The sequence below is a fragment of the Parablautia sp. Marseille-Q6255 genome (genome assembly GCF_951230155.1).
In the GTDB taxonomy this organism is placed as follows: domain Bacteria; phylum Bacillota; class Clostridia; order Lachnospirales; family Lachnospiraceae; genus Choladousia.
On record NZ_CATNVD010000005.1, the window covers coordinates 30,640 to 49,045 of the forward strand.

14 protein-coding genes are annotated in these 18,406 nt (G+C 53.0%); all 14 read left to right on the plus strand.

The window, feature by feature from the left end; genetic code table 11:
* The first annotated feature begins 7 nt into the window (after window positions 1-7).
* The 14 genes from QOX44_RS04750 (at window position 8) to QOX44_RS04815 (ending at window position 18,405) form a co-directional block, all read left to right on the plus strand.
* Complete coding sequence (locus QOX44_RS04750; RefSeq protein ID WP_283681684.1) at window positions 8-913, plus strand: ribokinase; 906 nt, start codon at window positions 8-10, stop codon at window positions 911-913.
* A 95-nt stretch (window positions 914-1,008) separates the two neighbouring features.
* Window positions 1,009-1,749, plus strand: coding sequence for a DeoR/GlpR family DNA-binding transcription regulator (locus QOX44_RS04755; protein WP_283681686.1), 741 nt, complete (start codon window positions 1,009-1,011; stop codon window positions 1,747-1,749).
* Between the two features lie 103 nt (window positions 1,750-1,852).
* Window positions 1,853-2,890 carry a Gfo/Idh/MocA family oxidoreductase gene (locus QOX44_RS04760; RefSeq protein WP_283681688.1) on the plus strand — a complete coding sequence of 346 codons (1,038 nt, stop codon included), beginning with the start codon at window positions 1,853-1,855 and terminating at the stop codon, window positions 2,888-2,890.
* Entirely contained in the window at window positions 2,862-3,881 is a 1,020-nt protein-coding gene (locus QOX44_RS04765) for a Gfo/Idh/MocA family protein (RefSeq protein WP_283681690.1), read from the plus strand. The genes QOX44_RS04760 and QOX44_RS04765 overlap by 29 nt, the downstream gene beginning before the upstream one ends.
* An 11-nt stretch (window positions 3,882-3,892) precedes the next feature.
* The gene (gene alsK / locus QOX44_RS04770) at window positions 3,893-4,855 is read left to right on the plus strand and encodes an allose kinase (RefSeq protein WP_283681692.1); all 963 of its coding nucleotides are present in this window, start codon (window positions 3,893-3,895) and stop codon (window positions 4,853-4,855) included.
* A 211-nt stretch (window positions 4,856-5,066) separates the two neighbouring features.
* Window positions 5,067-7,178 carry a glutamine synthetase III family protein gene (locus QOX44_RS04775; RefSeq protein ID WP_283681693.1) on the plus strand — a complete coding sequence of 704 codons (2,112 nt, stop codon included), beginning with the start codon at window positions 5,067-5,069 and terminating at the stop codon, window positions 7,176-7,178.
* A gap of 180 nt (window positions 7,179-7,358) precedes the next feature.
* Window positions 7,359-9,629 (plus strand): endopeptidase La, encoded by a 2,271-nt coding sequence (lon, locus tag QOX44_RS04780; RefSeq protein ID WP_283681695.1) that lies wholly within the window; start codon window positions 7,359-7,361, stop codon window positions 9,627-9,629.
* 146 nt (window positions 9,630-9,775) lie between these two features.
* Window positions 9,776-10,864 carry a PucR family transcriptional regulator gene (locus QOX44_RS04785; RefSeq protein WP_283681696.1) on the plus strand — a complete coding sequence of 363 codons (1,089 nt, stop codon included), beginning with the start codon at window positions 9,776-9,778 and terminating at the stop codon, window positions 10,862-10,864.
* A 210-nt stretch (window positions 10,865-11,074) separates the two neighbouring features.
* Window positions 11,075-12,445, plus strand: coding sequence for a S41 family peptidase (locus QOX44_RS04790; protein ID WP_283681698.1), 1,371 nt, complete (start codon window positions 11,075-11,077; stop codon window positions 12,443-12,445).
* Window positions 12,446-12,481: 36 nt separating this feature from the next.
* A complete protein-coding gene (locus QOX44_RS04795; protein ID WP_283681699.1) occupies window positions 12,482-13,222 on the plus strand; it encodes a sigma-70 domain-containing protein in 741 nt (246 codons plus the stop codon).
* Window positions 13,223-13,255: 33 nt separating this feature from the next.
* The gene (pyk, locus tag QOX44_RS04800; protein WP_283681700.1) at window positions 13,256-14,692 is read left to right on the plus strand and encodes a pyruvate kinase; all 1,437 of its coding nucleotides are present in this window, start codon (window positions 13,256-13,258) and stop codon (window positions 14,690-14,692) included.
* A gap of 107 nt (window positions 14,693-14,799) precedes the next feature.
* A complete protein-coding gene (locus tag QOX44_RS04805) occupies window positions 14,800-15,498 on the plus strand; it encodes a response regulator transcription factor (RefSeq protein WP_283681701.1) in 699 nt (232 codons plus the stop codon).
* A gap of 78 nt (window positions 15,499-15,576) precedes the next feature.
* Window positions 15,577-17,910: a HAMP domain-containing sensor histidine kinase gene (locus tag QOX44_RS04810; protein ID WP_283681703.1), complete on the plus strand. Its 2,334-nt coding sequence runs from the start codon at window positions 15,577-15,579 to the stop codon at window positions 17,908-17,910.
* A 99-nt stretch (window positions 17,911-18,009) separates the two neighbouring features.
* Window positions 18,010-18,405 (plus strand): zinc ribbon domain-containing protein, encoded by a 396-nt coding sequence (locus QOX44_RS04815; RefSeq protein ID WP_283681706.1) that lies wholly within the window; start codon window positions 18,010-18,012, stop codon window positions 18,403-18,405.
* Window position 18,406: the final 1 nt, after the last annotated feature.

Consider the following 18,406-nt stretch of genomic DNA (forward strand, 5'->3'; position numbering starts at 1 on the left):
GTGAACTATGAGAGACAAAATCATTGTAATCGGCAGTCTGAATTATGACATTATCCTGAAGCTGGCGAAGCTGCCTGCGAGGGGAGAGACGCTCCCGGCAGATGATGTGGCATTTTCCGCAGGAGGAAAAGGGGCGAACCAGGCTGTTCAGGCGGCAAAGCTCGGCGTAAAAACGTATATGGCAGGCTGTGTCGGCAATGACGCCATGGGAGATTTTCTGCTTGAGACGGCAGAAAAATACGGCGTGGATACGACTTATATCAGGCGGGCGCAGGAGCCCAGCGGTATGGGGATCGTAAATGCGATGGAGGACGGCAGTGTGTTTGCCACGATCGTGCGCGGCGCGAATTTTGCGATCACCCGGGAGGACATAGATCGTATCGCTCCTTTGATGGAGGAAGCGGGGCTTTTGATTCTTCAGATGGAGATCCCGCAGGAGATGAATCGCTATGCGATCGACTGTGCGAAGAAGCATGGCTGCCGCGTTTTGCTAAACGCAGCTCCCGCCGCCCCACTGGAGGAGGAGTATCTGCAGAAATGTGATATTCTCGTTGTAAATGAGGTGGAGGCTTCCTTTTATGCAGGACGGGCGATCGACACGATGGAAAAGGCGCAGCAGGAGGCCGGGCGCATGGCGCAGGCGTATGGAAATACGGTGATCATCACCATGGGAGCAGCTGGAGCAGCGGTTGGCGACGGGGAAAAGAGCGAGCAGATCCCGTCTTGCAAAGTGCAGGCGGTCGAGACAACGGGCGCGGGGGATTCCTTTATCGGCGGTGTGGGGTATGCAGTGCTGGCAGGCATGGATATTTTTGACGCCTGCCGCTTTGCCACAAGATGCAGCGCGGTTACGGTCTGCAGGCCCGGCGCGCAGCCGTCGATGCCGACGCTGGGAGAGCTGGAAGAAATATGAAACAATATGGCTATTTTTGTAAATATGGATGTCTTGCGTATCCTTTTGTGGTAAAATAACGGTAGAGTTATGGAGAAGGCAGGAGGATGGTATATATGATTCCTTATGAACGACGGATGCAGCTACTGCAGGCATTGGAAGAAAATGATTTTATGTCAACGGAACAATTGGTGCATGCACTGGAGGGAGTTTCCGAGTCCACCGTGCGCAGAGATCTGAAGGTCCTTTCAGATGAAGGTCAGATCCTCCTGATGCGCGGAGGCGCCTCGCGGGTGCGTGGAAGCTCGCAGGATACGCCGGTGGACTCGAAGCTGATCCTGAATACAGAGGCGAAGGAGCGCATCGCAAAATGCGCCGCCGATCTCGTTCAGGACGGAGAGGTGATCTACATCGACGCGGGTACGACGCCGCTCAAGATGGCACGGTATCTCTGTGACAAAAGGATCACGATCGTGACGACGAACGTCCTGATTTTTCAGGAGCTGGCAGGCGCAAAGGCGGAGTGCATCATTATAGGCGGAAGCGTCAATGTAAACATGGGTTCTGTGATGGGCGATCTGACCGTTTCAACGCTTGAAAATATGTTTTTTGACCGCGCATTTCTGGGGATCACAGGATTTTCTACAAAGGCAGGATTCAGTACGCCTGATTTTAAGGAATCGAGAAAGAAGCAGGTGGTGAAGCAGAATTCCAGACATACCTATATTCTGGTAGACAGCTCGAAGGTAGGCGTGACGACCATGTGCAAGGTATTTAAGCTGGATGAGGTAGAGGTCATCACGGAGAAGGAGACCGAGCTTTTAAAAGAATGCGGGAACTACCTGATAGCGAGATAGTACGCAGTACAGAAAAAGGGGCTGCGCCGGAAGTGTGCGCAGCTGATACGACAGGGGATACTGTGACAGGACATGGCTGTGAAATGACAACAGGAGGAGCACGATGGTAACAGTTGCATATATCGGGTTTGGTGTAAGTGTGAGGGAATATCATATTCCTTATGTGGAAAACAGGGATGATATAAAGGTGAAATATGTGTATCGCCGGCAGGAGGATATCGCACAGTTTGCAGAATATGAGCCGTATTATCCCGAGATCATCTTTACCACGGATCTGGAGCAGGTGCTGGGCGATGATGAGGTGGATCTGGTGGTAGTCAATACACCGGACCGTTTTCATGTGCCGTATGCAAAACAGATCCTGGAGGCGGGAAAGCATGCGCTCGTAGAAAAACCGTTTGCGCCGACTGCGAAGGAGGCGGCAGAGGTATTTGCCCTGGCAAAGGAAAAGGGGCTGATCTGCATGCCGAATCAGAACCGGCGTTTTGACGCCGATTTCCTTGCTGTAAAGGAGGTGCTGGAGAGCGGAAAGCTCGGGAAGCTCGTGCGGCTTGAGAGCCATTACGACTATTTCAGAGAAAACGGATGGTATGACCATCTGGGAACGCTGTATAATCTCGCAGTCCATACGGTCGATCAGGTGATCAGCCTGCTTGGCATGCCGGATGATACGCACTTTGATGTCAGGAGCATCCATCATCCCGGTGTCGGAGACGACTATTATGATCTGGAGTTTTATTATGGCAACAGCAAGGCGTCGGTCAATACGAGCATGTGCGTGCTGATCGATTACCCGCGCTTTACGGTGCATGGCACCAGAGGGAGCTTTACTCTGCCTCCGGTGATCCACAACTCGGGCAGGAAAAAGACCGTAGGCCGCCATGTGATCAGCACGCAGCCGGCGCCAGAGGAGCGCTGGGGCACACTCGTCTATAAAAATGATGCGGGCGGGACGGTGACAGAAAAGGTACCGGTGGGATGCGCACATTATGAGCGGATCTACGACAGTCTGGTAGCCGCGATCGAGCATGGGGAGGAGAAGTGTGTAAAGGATGAAGAGGTCATCCGCGTACTGGAAATCCTCGAGGAAGCGACGCAGATCGCAGGCTCGCATGCAGAAAAAGAGAAAAGGGAAGGATGATATGATGGAAGAGATCAGACTTGGCACGATCGGATCAGGCGTGATCGTACATTCGATCCTTGACGGAGTAAAGGCGACGCCGGGGATTCGCTGCGTGGCTGTTTACTCGAGGACGAAGGAGCGCGGGCAGGCGCTGGCAGACTGCTATGGCGTATCTAAGGTATATACGGATATGGATGCATTCCTTGCGGATGATGAGATCAATTTCGTCTATATCGCGACGCCGAATCTGCTGCACTATGAGCAGGCAAAGCGCGCGTTGCTTGCAGGGAAGCATGTGATCTGTGAAAAACCGTTTTGTACAAAACGGGAGCATGCGGCAGAGCTGGTGCGCATCGCAAAGGAGCGGCATTTGTTTTTGGTGGATGCCGTGCCGACCGCATTTTTGCCGAATTTTGAAATCCTAAAGCGTGAGCTTCCAAGGATCGGGCGCATCAGGCTTGTAATGAGCAATTACAGCCAGTATTCCAGTCGCTACGATCTGCTTTTGCAGGGAGAGCTGCCGAACATTTTCAATCCGCAGTATGCGGGCGGCTGTCTGATGGATATCAATTTTTACAATCTGTATCTGAATGTAGCGCTGTTTGGAAAACCGGAAAAGGCAGTGTATTATCCGAATCGGTTCAGGGATCTGGCCGATACCTCCGGTATCCTGATGATGCAGTATGACGGCTTTGTAAGCGAGGCTGCGGGAGCGAAGGATACCTGGGGAGAGAACTATGTGCAGATCGAGGGCGAGCAGGGATATATTTATGTCAGCGGCGGGAGCAACGGGCTTGCGCAGGTGAAGGTGGTGACAAAGGATTCCGAGGAGCTCTACAATGAGCAGGAGCATGCGGATCGCTGGCTGTATGAGGTGCAGAAGCTGACGAAGCTGCTGCTTGCGGAGGATTATGAGGAGATTTACAGGCGGCTGGACGTCATGCTGGATGTGATCGGCGTGCTGGAGGAGGTGCGCAAAGACGCAGGGATCCTTTTCCCGGGAGATTAAGGAGGCGCACAGTGAAAGAAAACTATGTGATCGGCATTGATATCGGCGGGACGAATTTCCGGATCGCGGCTGTGCGTCTGGAGCATGCTGCTTTGACAAAGGGGGAGCTGGGCGCATACCGCGTATACCGGTCGCATTTTCGCAAGGTTCCCGTCGGCACAGTGCTTCGTACAGCGCGCGTACTGGAGGATCTTGCGCAGTATCTGGAGCAGTACTGCGAGATGCTTGGCCGGGAGGGAAAGCGTGCGGCGGCTGTCGTGATCGGCTTTCCGGCTACCCTTGACCGGTCGCGAAAGATGGTGCTGCAGGCGCCGAATATCCCTTTTATGGAACAGCTGCCGGTCGCGGACGTGCTGGAGCGCGCGCTCGGTATTCCGGTCCTTTTGGAGAAGGATGTCAGCCTGTCGCTTCTGTATGATAAGGTGAAATACGGGATCGGCGACTGTCCGATGCTCTGCGGCATTTATTTCGGGACGGGGATCGGAAATGCGATCTTTATAAACGGGAAGGTATGGCAAGGAAAGAACGGAACGGCAGGAGAGCTCGGACATATCCCCGTTGACACAGACCGCTCGAAATGCGGGTGCGGAAACGAGGGCTGTCTGGAAAATCTGGCAGGCGGGAAGTATCTGGTACGTCTGTGCCGGGAGGCGTATCCGCAGACAGAGCCCGGCGCGCTTTTTTCCGGCTACAGGGATGAACCGGAGCTTCGCCGGTTTGTTGACCGGATGGCGGTGGCTGTGGCTACAGAGATCAACCTCCTTGATCCCGATGTCGTGATAGTCGGCGGCGGAGTTCCGAATATGAAAGACTTTCCGCAGGAGTATCTGCGGGAGCGGATCATTTTTCACACAAGAAAGCCGTATCCGGCTGCCGGGCTGCGGCTGATCTTTGCGGAGGATGAGAAGGATAAAGCAGTGATCGGGGCGGCGCTGTTTGCCGGAGACTGCATGCAGGATGCTTTGGCGCATTGAATAACTGCTGCGCCAATTTGCAGTGAATTTTGTAAAAAATATGGAAAACATCAGGTGCATCTTATTTTTCCTTGATTTTTAGAAAAGAAAGGAGTATTTTAAGAGCATAAAAAAGAGGGGCGTTCCACGCATGAAGATGCGGAATGCCCCGTTTTTCGATAAACTGTGAGAAAAGACGGAAAAACCGACAACAGGAAAAAGAGGAGAGAGTATGGGCGAGTATTTTAACGTGGCGGATATCTTCGGTGAGGATGTGTTTACAGAGCGTGTGATGCGGGAGCGTCTTCCCAAAAAGGTTTACCGGGCGCTCAGGCAGACGATCGAGGAGGGCAAGGAGCTTGATCTGGCGACTGCGGATGTGATCGCGTCTGCGATGAAGGACTGGGCGATCGAGAAGGGAGCAACGCATTATTCTCACTGGTTCCAGCCGCTGACAGGAGTGACGGCGGAGAAGCACGATTCATTTATCACCGCTCCGGATGCGGAAGGACGGATCCTGCTGGAGTTTTCAGGAAAGGAGCTGATAAAGGGCGAGCCGGACGCCTCCTCGTTCCCTTCAGGAGGACTTCGGGCGACCTTTGAGGCGAGAGGCTATACTGCGTGGGACTGTACCTCCCCGGCCTTTGTGCGCCATGATGCGGCGGGAGCGATCCTGTGTATCCCGACTGCCTTCTGTTCCTATACGGGGGAAGCGCTTGACCAGAAAACGCCTCTGCTGCGGTCGATGGAAGCAATCAACACGCAGGCGCTCCGTGTGCTGCGCCTCTTTGGCAACACAACCTCAAAAAAGGTGACGCCGTGCGTCGGACCTGAGCAGGAATACTTCCTTGTGGATGAGAAAAAGTTCCGGCAGAGAAAGGATCTGATCTTTACGGGACGTACGCTCTTTGGCGCGATGCCGCCAAAGGGACAGGAGCTGGATGACCACTACTTCGGCGCGATCCGGCAGAGGATCGCCTCCTTTATGAAGGACGTCAACGAGGAGCTCTGGAAGCTTGGCGTTTCAGCGAAGACCCAGCACAATGAGGCTGCTCCTGCACAGCATGAGCTTGCCCCGATCTATGCGCAGGCGAATGTTGCGGTCGATCATAATCAGATCATCATGCAGACCTTAAAGAGAGTAGCTTCTGCACATGGGATGAAATGTCTGCTCCACGAAAAGCCGTTTGCGGGTGTGAACGGTTCCGGCAAGCACAACAACTGGTCGCTTACAACGGATGACGGGATCAATCTGCTCGATCCGGGAAAGACGCCGCATGAGAATGTACAGTTCCTGTTTGTACTGACCTGTATTCTGAAGGCAGTTGACCGGCATGCAGATCTGCTGCGCGAGTCAGCGGCGGATCCGGGCAATGACCACAGACTCGGTGCGGATGAGGCGCCGCCTGCGATTATTTCCGTATTTTTGGGAGAGCAGCTGGAGGACGTTCTGACGCAGCTGATCCGCACGGGTACAGCGACCCATTCTTTAAATGGCGGCGTGCTGGAGACAGGCGTAAAGACGCTGCCGAACCTGGCAAAGGATGCGACGGACCGCAACCGTACTTCACCGTTTGCATTTACGGGAAATAAATTTGAGTTTCGTATGGTAGGCTCCCGTGATTCGATCGCGGCGCCGAACGTAGTGCTCAATACCATCGTGGCAGAGGCATTTTCAGAGGCGTGCGACGAGCTGGAGCAGGCGGAGAACTTTGACGAGGCAGTCCATGACCTCATCAAGCGGTATGCCAGAGAGCATCAGCGGATCGTCTTTAATGGAAATGGCTACTCGGAGGAGTGGGTGGAGGAGGCTGCAAGGCGCGGTCTGCCGAACCTCAAATCAATGGTAGACGCGATCCCCGCGCTCGTAACAGACAAGGCGGTCAGACTGTTTGGGACATTTGGCGTATTTACGAAGGCAGAACTGGAGTCTCGTGTGGAGATCCAGTATGAGGCATACGCGAAGGCGATCAATATCGAGGCGCGCGCAATGATCGACATCGCCAGCAAGCAGATCATCCCGGCAGTTATCCGATATACAAAGAGCCTTGCGGATACTGTTAATTCTGTCACTGCGGCAGGAGTGGAGGCAGCAGTCCAGACAGAGCTTTTAAAGGAAACGAGCACTCTGCTTGGCGAGACAAAGGAAGCGCTTGCAAAGCTGACACAGGTGACAGCGCAGGCAGCGCAGATGGAGGCAGGGCAGGCGCAGGCGAGGTATTATTATGAGGCGGTCATGCCTGCGATGAATGCGCTGCGCACTCCGGTCGATGAGCTGGAAATGATCGTCGACAAGGATGTGTGGCCGATGCCGTCCTATGGAGATCTGATCTTTGAGGTCTGAGAAAAAGAGAATAAGAGAGACCCGGCTAAAAATTGCATAAAATCTATTGACTTCTCAGTAAAATAGATTAAAATTAAAATAACAGTTTGAAATAACAGACAGGAGATATTTCGGACTGTTATTTTTTACAGAACGATTAGCACTCGATGAAAAAGAGTGCTGATAAAAGGGGCGATAGAAATGATTGTTATACCAGTTCACGATATGATTTTGTTTCCGGGGGTTCACTTTTACTTTAAGAAGGAAGCGTATCAGCAGTGGAGCGGGAAGCAGGAGGTCACACAGGAGGAGATCCTGTTTTTGCTCCAGAGAGAAGCGACGGATGTAAAGGAAGCGGTGCAGGAGAGCTTTTATCCGATCGGTTTTCTGGCACAGACGTCCGGTGTGGACGCGGAAGGCCTGGTGCAGGTCGATATCCGTGCCCGGGTCGATGTGACGGACATTGAAAATGACGGCGGAACTCTGCGCGCGAGCGCTTCTGTGCGCCCGGATACAGACGATATGCCAAAAGAGGAGAGAAAAGAGCTGCTGGAGCGTCTGCGGGGAGAGATCCTGCAGTTTATCAGGGGATTTCAGTGGGGCGTGTTCGTGCGCAGCACGGTGCAGCGATGGAGCTCCCTGGAGGAGATGATCTGTGCGGTATCCGGCTATATGAATCTTAGCTGGGAGGAAAAATACGCTCTGATGGAGACGGACTCTTTAAGGGAGCGCAGCCGCCTGATCGAGCAGGCAGTGTATGCCTTTATGGAAGAGAGCCGTGTGGCGCAGGAGGCGCAGGAAGCGCAGCAGGAGAGCCACGATCAGGCTTACCGCGAAGCGGCGATCAGAAAGCAGCTTGGCTTTTTGCAAAAGCAGCTGGAGGATATGCACCCGGAAACAATCTCCGAGACGGAGCAGCTGGAGGAGCGGATCCGTCAGTCCGGTATGAATGAGACCGCGGAAAAAGAAGCCCGCAAGGTGTTAAACCGGATGAAGCAGGAAGGCAGAGAAGGCCATGAATACGGGATGCTCTATGATTATCTTGACTTTGTGACAGGGCTTATCTGGAAGAAGGAGGAGCCCTCTGCGATCGATCTGGATCAGGCGCAGAGGATTCTGGATGAGGACCATTATGGGCTTAAAATGGTCAAGGAGCGCATCATCGAGCAGCTCGCGGTGATGGCGTTAAACAAAAAGCAGTCCGGCTCGATCCTGCTTCTGGTCGGAGCGCCGGGCACCGGCAAGACGAGCATCGGCCAGAGTATTGCAAAAGCGCTTGGACGCAGCTATGTGCGTATCAGCCTTGGCGGTATCCGCGATGAGGCTGAGATCAGAGGACACCGCAGGACGTATATCGGCGCAATGCCGGGGCGCATTATGGAAGGAATGAGGCGGAGCGGAGCGTCCAATCCCGTCATGGTGCTTGACGAGGTGGACAAGCTGGCAAAGGATTACGGCGGAGATCCGGCGAGCGCGCTTCTGGAGGTGCTTGACCCGGAGCAAAATGCCACATTTACGGATCATTATATGAATGTGCCGTACGATCTGTCGGACGTACTGTTTGTCTGCACGGCAAATTCGACCGATACGATCCCGGAGCCGCTGCTTAACCGCATGGAGGTGATCTCATTTCCGGGCTATACGGCTGTGGAGAAATTCCAGATCGCCAGACGTCATCTCCTGCCGGCAGTGATGAAGGAGACCGGGATCGCGCCGGGAGATCTGAAGGTGACGGACGCTGCGCTGCGCAGGCTGATCGACGACTATACGATGGAAGCAGGGGTGCGCGGACTGAAACGGGAGATCGCAAAGCTGTGCCGGAGCGCGGCAGTACGCCTCGTCCGAAAAGAAGAAAAGCGCATTACGGTAACAGGCAAAAAGCTGGAAACCTTTGTCGGGAACAGAAGCGCACATCATGACAGGAAGATACGCACCGCAGTGCCGGGAGTGGTGACGGGGCTTGCCTGGACGAGCGCAGGAGGGGAGATCCTCTTTATTGAGGCAAGACTTGTCCCGGGGAACGGGGAGCTGATCATCACAGGACAGCTGGGCGACGTTATGAAGGAGTCTGTGCAGCTTGCAGTCAGCCTGGCAAAATCGCTGTATCCGGAGGAGGCGCAGAAGCTTCGCGAAAACGATCTGCATATCCATGTACCGGCGGGCGCAGTGCCAAAGGACGGACCGTCGGCAGGGATTACGATCACGACAGCGATCGTATCGCTGCTTTGCAAAAAAACGGTCAGCACACGCACGGCGATGACCGGAGAGATCTCGCTGCGCGGCAGCGTTTTACCGATCGGAGGTCTGCCGGAAAAACTGATGGCGGCGCAGCACGCAGGGATCACAAAGGTACTGATCCCGCGGGAGAATCTTTCCGACCTGTCGGAGGTTGCACAGGAGATAAAAGAGAAGCTTACGATCCTTCCGGTCGATGAGATTTCAGACGTATTCAAAGAAGTCTGGAAGGAATAGTGCATTTTTCACAATAATGATTGATTTTTTTTGTCGCTTATATTAGAATAATACCAGTTGGGTAATCTGACAGATGTCAGAGGGGAAATAAAAAGACGAGATATTGTATTTTTGGGTGTTGGAGAGAAGGTAAAGGAGGACTACGGGTGATATCGAATCAAGTTTTACAGGCGACATTAGACGGATTAAAGACAATCAGCAGGGTAGATTTGTGTGTGCTTGATACGGAAGGGATCATGTTGGCAACGACATTTGCAGAGGCGGAAGATTTCCGTGACTCTGTGCTGGGTTTTGTGGACTCGCCGGCAGACAGCCAGGTGGTTGCAGGCTGCCAGTTTTATAAGGTCTTTGACGAGCACCAGCTGGAATACATTCTTCTGGCAAACGGCAACAGCGATGATGTCCATATGGTCGGGCGGATGGCCGCCTTCCAGCTCCAGAATCTTCTGGTTGCGTACAAGGAGCGGTTTGATAAGGACAACTTTATCAAGAACCTCCTGCTTGACAATCTTCTTCTGGTAGACATTTACAACCGTGCGAAAAAGCTTCATATTGATACAGAGGCCCGCCGCGTGGTATTTATTCTTGAAATTGACAACGAGAGGGAAAACAGCTCTCTGGAGACGGTGCGCTGCCTGTTTAATTCCAGATCCGGCGATTTTATCACAGCGGTGGATGAGCACAGCATCATTGTCGTGAAGGAGCTTGCGCCCCAGGATGGCTATGCGGAGATGGACAAGATCGCCGAGATGATCCTGGATTCTCTTGGAGAGGAGAAAAAGCAGGAGGCGCTGATCGCATACGGCACGATCGTAGGCGAGATCAAGGAGGTGTCGCGTTCGTATAAGGAAGCGCGTATGGCATTAAACGTCGGCAAGATCTTCTTTGCAGAGCGCTCGGTGATCGCTTACAGCTCTCTGGGGATCGGCCGTCTGATCTATCAGCTTCCGATTCCGCTGTGCAAGATGTTTATCCGCGAGATCTTTGACGGAAAGTCTCCGGATGATTTTGACGAGGAGACACTGGTCACGATCAACAAGTTTTTTGAAAACAGCCTGAATGTCTCTGAGACGTCCCGACAGCTCTATATCCACCGGAATACGCTGGTATACCGCCTGGATAAGCTCCAGAAGTCTACAGGGCTTGATCTGCGTGTCTTTGAGGATGCGATCACATTTAAGATCGCTTTGATGGTTGTGAAATACATGAAATATATGGAACATCAGGAGTACTGATCCTGCCTGCCATGGGGTGCTGCAAAATACGGATTCCGCAGATTTTGCAGCGCCCCGTTTCTGTTATGGAAACCGCTGGTATCGGAAAGTGACGCTTGAAAATTACAGGAAAGTGTATTAAATTATAAAAGAACAGCTGTAATAATAGAATGAAACAAAGAGTATAAGAGATCAGGCGAAGGATCACCTGATCGTAAAGGAGGCCGAGGAATGGCAGAGCTGCCTGAAACGGACAAAGAAGAGAGCACACTGCCACAGGAGAGCGCACAGGGCCGCCGGGGAAGCGGACGTGGAAGCGCTTTTTTGGCGGGTGTGGCAGCAGCATTGCTTTGTATGATCGTTTTCCGTGTGGGATGGATCGCTGCGGATCGCGGACTGTTTGGAAAGAAGGACAGCGCGCAGGATGCGGGGAGCACAGCGGAAGTACTTACGGATCATGACACGCTGTATAAGCTGTATGAGATACAGGACCTGATCGAGGAAAATTATCTGGACGAGGTAGATGGGGATATGCTTTCCTCCTATCTGTTTAAGGGCGTGGCTGCCGGACTGGATGATCCGTATGCAAATTATTATTCCAAAGAGGAGCTGCAGTCGGTGCTGGATCAGAGCCGCGGAGAGTACTTTGGCATCGGGGCGACCCTGATGCAGACAAGAGATACAGGCGAGAGCGTCATCGTGGAGGTGTACAAGAAAAGTCCGGCAGAGAAAGCAGGAATGCAGGCAGGAGATGTGCTGGTGTCTGTCGACGGAGAGAGCGTTGCGGGCAGGAGCCTGGACGATACAGTAGCGCAGATCAAATCAAAGAAGGGCGCCTTCCCAGTCGAGGTATACAGAGAAGAAACGGATGAGACGTTAGAGCTTACGCTGGAATGCGGCGAGGTGGCGCTTGATTATGTGGAGGCACAGATGCTGGACGACGGGATCGGGTACATCTGCGTCTCAGAGTTTACCTCTCTGGCGGCGGAGCAGTTTTCGGATGCGCTTACGCAGCTGGACGGACAGGGGATGGAAAAGCTGATCGTTGATCTGAGGGGCAATCCGGGAGGACTGCTCGACTCCGTGCTTTCCATGCTTGACGATATTCTCCCGAAGGAGCTTGTGGTCTATACGGAGGATAAAAACGGAAAACAGGAGAAATATTATACCGATGACAGCCGTCTTGTCTCCTGCGAGGTAGCGGTGATGGTAGACGGGTATTCTGCGAGCGCATCTGAGATTTTTGCCGGTGCCGTGCAGGATCTGGGGCTTGGACCGGTGACAGGGACGCAGACGTACGGGAAGGGAGTCGTACAGAATACCTACTTTCTCTCGGACGGCTCTGCGGTCAAGTTTACAACAGAAAAATATTTCACCCCAAAGGGGCAGGACATCAATGGAAATGGCATCACACCAGATGTAGTCATCGAGGATGCACAGACGCCGAAAAAGCAGTCTGCCGGGAAAAAAGAGACAGGATCAGAGGCTTCTCAGACGGAGGCGCCCGGGGACAGTCCTTCGGAGACGACCGTGCAGGAGGAGGCGCTTCCCGATACGCGGGATCTGGTGCTGGAGAAAACAATGGAGGTGCTCCGGGAATAAAGCAAAGCCGCGCAGCATCCAGGGACAGGAGACAGTATGGAAAACAAGATCATATTTCGGGAAATGTTAAGTGAGATAAAAAAGGCTGCGGATGAGGCGGGAAATATCATCACAAAGGAAGAGGTGCGGACGCTGCTGTCCGGACTTCCGCTGGAGGAAGAGCATTTTGAGATGGTATATCAGTACCTTGACAGCCAGAGCATACAGGTGGTGGAATCAAAGGAGGAGGCGCAGGAAGCGCTTCTGGAGACACCGGAGAAGAGTCTGTCTTTGTACATTGAAGAGCTGACGGCTCTGGAGGGCGAGGAGCTGGAAAGTGAGCAGGAGCTGATCCGTCAGGCTATGACAGGAGATGAAGCTGCAAGGGATCGTCTGATCGAGACGTATCTTCCGCTGATCTGTGAGATGGCAGGGGAATACAATGGAACACAGATCCCGGCAGAGGACCTGATCCAGGAGGGAAATCTCGGACTGCTGATGGCAGTGCGGAAACTGTCGCAGTTTGAAAATCCGGCGGCAGGACGGGCGCACATCATAAACAGTATCAATCAGGCGATGGAGCAGGCGATCGAGGCCAGCCAGGAAAGCAGAAAGATGGATGAAGGGATCGTCAGCCGGGTAAATCACTTAAAAGAAGCGGCGGATAATCTTGAGCGTGATCTGGGGCATAAGGTATCGGCAGAGGAGCTGTCTGCTTATCTGGAGATGCCGCTGGAGGAGATACGGGATGTCCTGCGGATGTCAGGCGACCAGATTGAACTGGAAGGAAATCAGTAAAACAGAACATTTGCGCAAAGTTGGAGGAGATTTATGAAAAGCACAAAAATTATTTGTACGATGGGTCCGAATGCGGACGATAGAGAGATATTAAAAGCACTGGCAGAAAACGGCATGGATATTGCGCGTTTTAACTTTTCCCATGGAGATTATGAGGAGCAGAAAGCGCGTATGGATCTGCTGAAGAGTGTGCGCGAGGAGGTCGGAAAGCCGATCGCGATCCTGCTTGATACAAAGGGACCGGAGATCCGGACCGGGCTTCTGGAAAATGACGGAAAGGTAAGGCTGCATGACGGAGACGAATTTATCCTGACCGGCGAAGAGGTAGTGGGCAATGAAAAGAGAGTGAGCCTGACCTATCCGCAGCTGTGCGAGGATGTAAAGCCGGGCGCGACGATCCTGATCGATGACGGGCTGATCGCGCTGGAGGTAAAAGAGATCAGAGGCAGGGATATCGTCTGCACAGTAAAGAACGGCGGAGAGCTCGGACAGAGAAAGGGCATCAATGTGCCGGATGTGAGCGTGAAGCTTCCGGCGATCACGGAGAAGGACCGGGAGGATATTATATTTGGTATTTCCCAGGGGATCGACTTTATTGCGGCTTCCTTTGTCCGTGACGCCGATGCAATCCGGGAGATCAAGGCGATCCTTAAGGAGCATCATGCGGAGCATATTGATGTGATCGCCAAAATCGAGAACAGAGAGGGAATCCGCAATATTGACAAGATCATCCACGCCGCAGACGGCATCATGGTGGCGCGCGGAGATCTCGGCGTAGAAATCCCGGCATATGAGGTGCCGCATGTACAGAAGATAATCGTGGATAAATGCAACCGCCACTATAAGCCGGTCATCATTGCTACGCAGATGCTCGATTCGATGATCCGCAATCCGCGTCCGACCAGGGCAGAGGTGACGGATGTAGCGAATGCGATCCGGGAGGGAGCGGGTGTGATCATGCTTTCCGGGGAGACAGCTGCCGGAAAATATCCGGTAGAAGCGCTGAAAATGATGGCTCAGATCGCAGAGACGACGGAGATGTATCTTGATTATGAGACACTTCCGGTATTCCGGGCGATCCGCGGAGACGCCAATGTATCCAACGCAGTCGGCGTGGCGGCAGTGCGCACGGCGACAAATGTACAGGCAAAGTGTATCGTCACTCCGACCATGTCCGGACAGACCGCGCGCACGATGTCCAATTTCCGCTCGAATATTCCGGTATATGCAGTGACGCCGAATGCGTGGGCACAGCGCAAAATGCAGATCTACTGGGGCGTTACGCCGTTAAAGGGATATGAGGAAGACACAACAGAGCACATTATCTCGCACGCCATGTATGTAGTCATGCGGGAGGGCTTTGTCGAGAAGGGGGATATGGTCGTGTTCACTGCCGGCGACCCGGCGACCAATATGGTAAAGGGCAAGGGGCCGATGACGAACATGATGCATGTCATTCAGGCAAAATAAGAAAGTTTTAATAATTTATTGACAAGAATTTAAAAAGCTCCTGCTAAAATGAATGGTAGCGATACTGTGCATCTGGCAGAAGCTTTTTTTAGGGAAAGGAGAAAAGGATGTTTACCATACTGGTTTGTGATGATGAAAAAGAGATTGTTGACGCGATAGAGATTTATCTGGTGCAGGAAGGGTTTCGCGTGCTCAAGGCATACGACGGGGAGGAGGCGCTTGAGATCCTGAAAAAGGAGGAGATCCATCTGCTGATCCTTGACCTGATGATGCCGAAGATGGACGGCATCCATGCGATCATGAAGATCCGTGAAGACAGCAGCATTCCGATCATCGTGCTCTCTGCAAAAACGCAGGATGCGGATAAGATCCTCGGCCTGAACCTGGGAGCGGATGATTACGTCGGGAAGCCGTTCAATCCGCTGGAGCTTCTGGCGCGCGTGAAGTCACAGATCCGGCGCTACACCAATTTTGGCACAGCGCCGGAAAGCGTTCCATCGGAGCAGGTATATTCGACCGGCGGCCTGGTGATCAACGATGACCGGAAAGAGGTCACGGTGGACGGAGAGATCGTGAAGCTGACGAGGATCGAATACAACATTTTGCTGTTTCTCGTAAAAAATAAAGGCAAGGTATTCTCCATCGACCAGATCTATGAGCAGATCTGGAAGGAGGATGCATTTGGCGCGGATAATACGGTGACCGTACATATCCGGCATATTCGTGAAAAGATCGAGATCGACCCGAAAAATCCGAAATATCTGAAGGTGATCTGGGGGATCGGCTACAAGGTGGAAAAGCTTTAAGCGCGGTATACAAAGCGCGCATGCGGCTGTGGGAAACGCGACAGCGCCGGACCGGCAGGAAAAGAGAGGGGAATGTGCGTGGGAAAACTGATTTATAATAAGCGGATGAAGGCCGTGGTGCTTCTGCTCCAGACGGTTCTCGCAGGCATCATGGTGTATGCGCTGCTCACGATCGGTTTCTGGATGGAGGATAATTACAGCCTGCAGGAGATGTCAAAGGAATATGAGGCGACCGACCTGTTCTTCAGGCAGATGGATACGATCATTTCAAACAAGATCAGAGGCAAGAAGAATACGGATCTGTTTGAGACGAACGGTGCGTTTGACGGCAGCCAGGAGATTGATATCCAGTCCTTTGGCACGACCGGAAGCTATGTCAGCGATATGAATACGACCTATCTGCTTTCTGATCTGCTGGAGTTTGTAGAAAACGGCGGGCAGGAGCGGCTGCATGCAAAGATCACGGAGGCCATGAAGCAGGCGAACAATAACCGCCGAATGGCGGGAGAGCTTCTTGGAAAGAAATCTGATGAGCTGGAGACGATCCTGCCTGCGACAGGGATCACGATCGCGGAGTGCTCCAAGTGGTATCTTGACTCGGCAAACTTTATATTTGAGACGTATCAGCAGCTCGATGAGGTGAGCAGGGAGATCTACAAGCGCTACGATGAATACAGATCCGTGCAGACGCAGAGATGGTCGCAGGAGGCGCCCTCGAATCTCAGGTACTGTGTCGTAAACATGACGACAGGGGAGATCTTCACGAATACAGGAAAGGACGACTATGACTCTGCGGTAGAGAGCATCGAAAAGGACGACGCATTTACGCCCCTGTATGAGGGCGAGCGCAGCTTTGATATCATGGTGGCAGGGCCGGCAGAGGCGCTCAATGAAGAGGCGGCCAGGTGGTTTATGCACAAAAGACTGGTAAATGTAAATGAGAAGGTGTATGTCGCAGTGGACCTGGAGTACCCGGTCAATGATGAGCTGCGGGAATATGCGGACGCATTTTCCAGAAGGGAGACGACGATCTGGCAGTCGGTGACTGCGATCGCAGTCTGCGCGGTACTGCTGCTTATGGGATTCGTATTTACGATGCTGGGAGCCGGCTGGGAGGAAGGCAGGTGCACGCCGCGCTCGGCCGGCGTGGACCGGGTGCCTACAGAGCTTGCTGTGGCGCTCTCGATGACAGTCGCGGTGCTGTATCTGATGCTGTTTACGACAGTGATCCCGGCGCCGGACCGCATCACAGGACACTACCGTATCCTCGTGGCGGCGATCGGGGCCTCCGCGTATTTTGTGGCGCTCGTGGTCTGCAAGAGCTTTGTGCGCCGCATCCGTACGAGGACGCTGTGGTCGAACAGCATCTGCCTGATGCTGATCCGCACCTGGCGGAAGGTGACCTCGGCAAGAGCAGCCTCGGGCCAGCTCCTGTTTGCATATATTATTTTTGTGATCCTGAACTTTCTGTTTCTGCTCTTTGGCAGAGTCGGTATCTTCCTGATGTTCGTGCTTGATATGGCAGTCCTGCTGTATCTGATGCGGGACATGACAGGAAAGCAGAGTGTCTATGAGGGGATCCAGCAGATCTCAAAAGGAGATTTTGATTATAAGATCGACACCTCTACGCTGCAGGGCGAGACGTACGAGATGGCAAAGGCGGTCAATGAGATGGGCGACGGACTGCGCGAGGCAGTCGATGCGATCGTGAAGAACGAGCGGCTAAAGGCAGAGCTGATCACGAATGTTTCGCATGATATCAAGACCCCCCTGACTTCGATCGTGAACTATGTAGATCTGCTCAAGCGCGAGCAGCTTCCGGATGAGAGGATCCGGCATTACATTGATGTGCTGGACCAGAAATCGCAGCGTCTGCGCCAGCTTACCGAGGATCTTGTCGAGGCGAGCAAGATCAGCTCAGGCAATATCGAGCTCCAGATGGTGAAGCTGCAGTTTCAGAGTATGCTGCAGCAGGCGTACGGAGAGTTTGCGGAGCGTTTTGAGGAGCACGCGCTTTGCGTGGTGTGGGAGGTAGAAAAGGAGCCGATCTGCATCATGGCGGATGGGCGGCAGCTCTGGAGGATACTGGAAAACCTGCTGGGGAATATTTATAAATATGCGCTCGAGGGGACGCGCGTCTACGTGGAGCTTGGCCGCGAGGACCGCACGGCGTATCTGACATTGCGAAATACGACAAAGGAGACGCTGACCGTAGATGCAAAGGAGCTGATGGGACGTTTTGTGCGGGGAGATAAGAGCCGCACGACAGAGGGCAGCGGACTGGGGCTGTCCATCGCTCAGAGCCTTGTGCAGATGCAGGGCGGGACATTTGATCTGTCCGTGGAGAACGATATCTTTCAGGTGACTGTCACATTTCCGGTCATACCGGAGGAAGAAGTAAATAAACCATAATGTATCTAAAAATTCTCTGAATTTGCCGGTACATCCGTTGACATTCTTCGCGATTGGCGGTAAAGTTGAAGAATCTGACAAAGGAGCGAGGAGATTGAAATGAAAAGGCGTTTTATGGAATTTATGAACGGAAGATACGGGGCAGATCAGCTTTCCAAATTCATGCTCGGTGTCTGTCTTGTGTGCCTGGTGCTGAATATTTTTACCAGATACCGTATCTTGTATCTGCTGGCACTGGTGGTCCTCGGGCTGTGTTATTTTCGCATGTTTTCGAGAAATTATGCAAAGCGCAGCGCTGAGAATCAGAAATATCTCAACATGGTGTGGAAGGTAAAGGCGCGTTTCGGGCAGATGAAAAACCATGCGCAGCAGAGTAAGGACTTTCATATTTATAAGTGTCCTTCCTGCGGACAGAAGATCCGTATCCCGCGCGGCAAAGGGAAGATCCGCATTACGTGCCCGAAGTGCAGACACGAATTCGAAAAGAAGAGCTGAC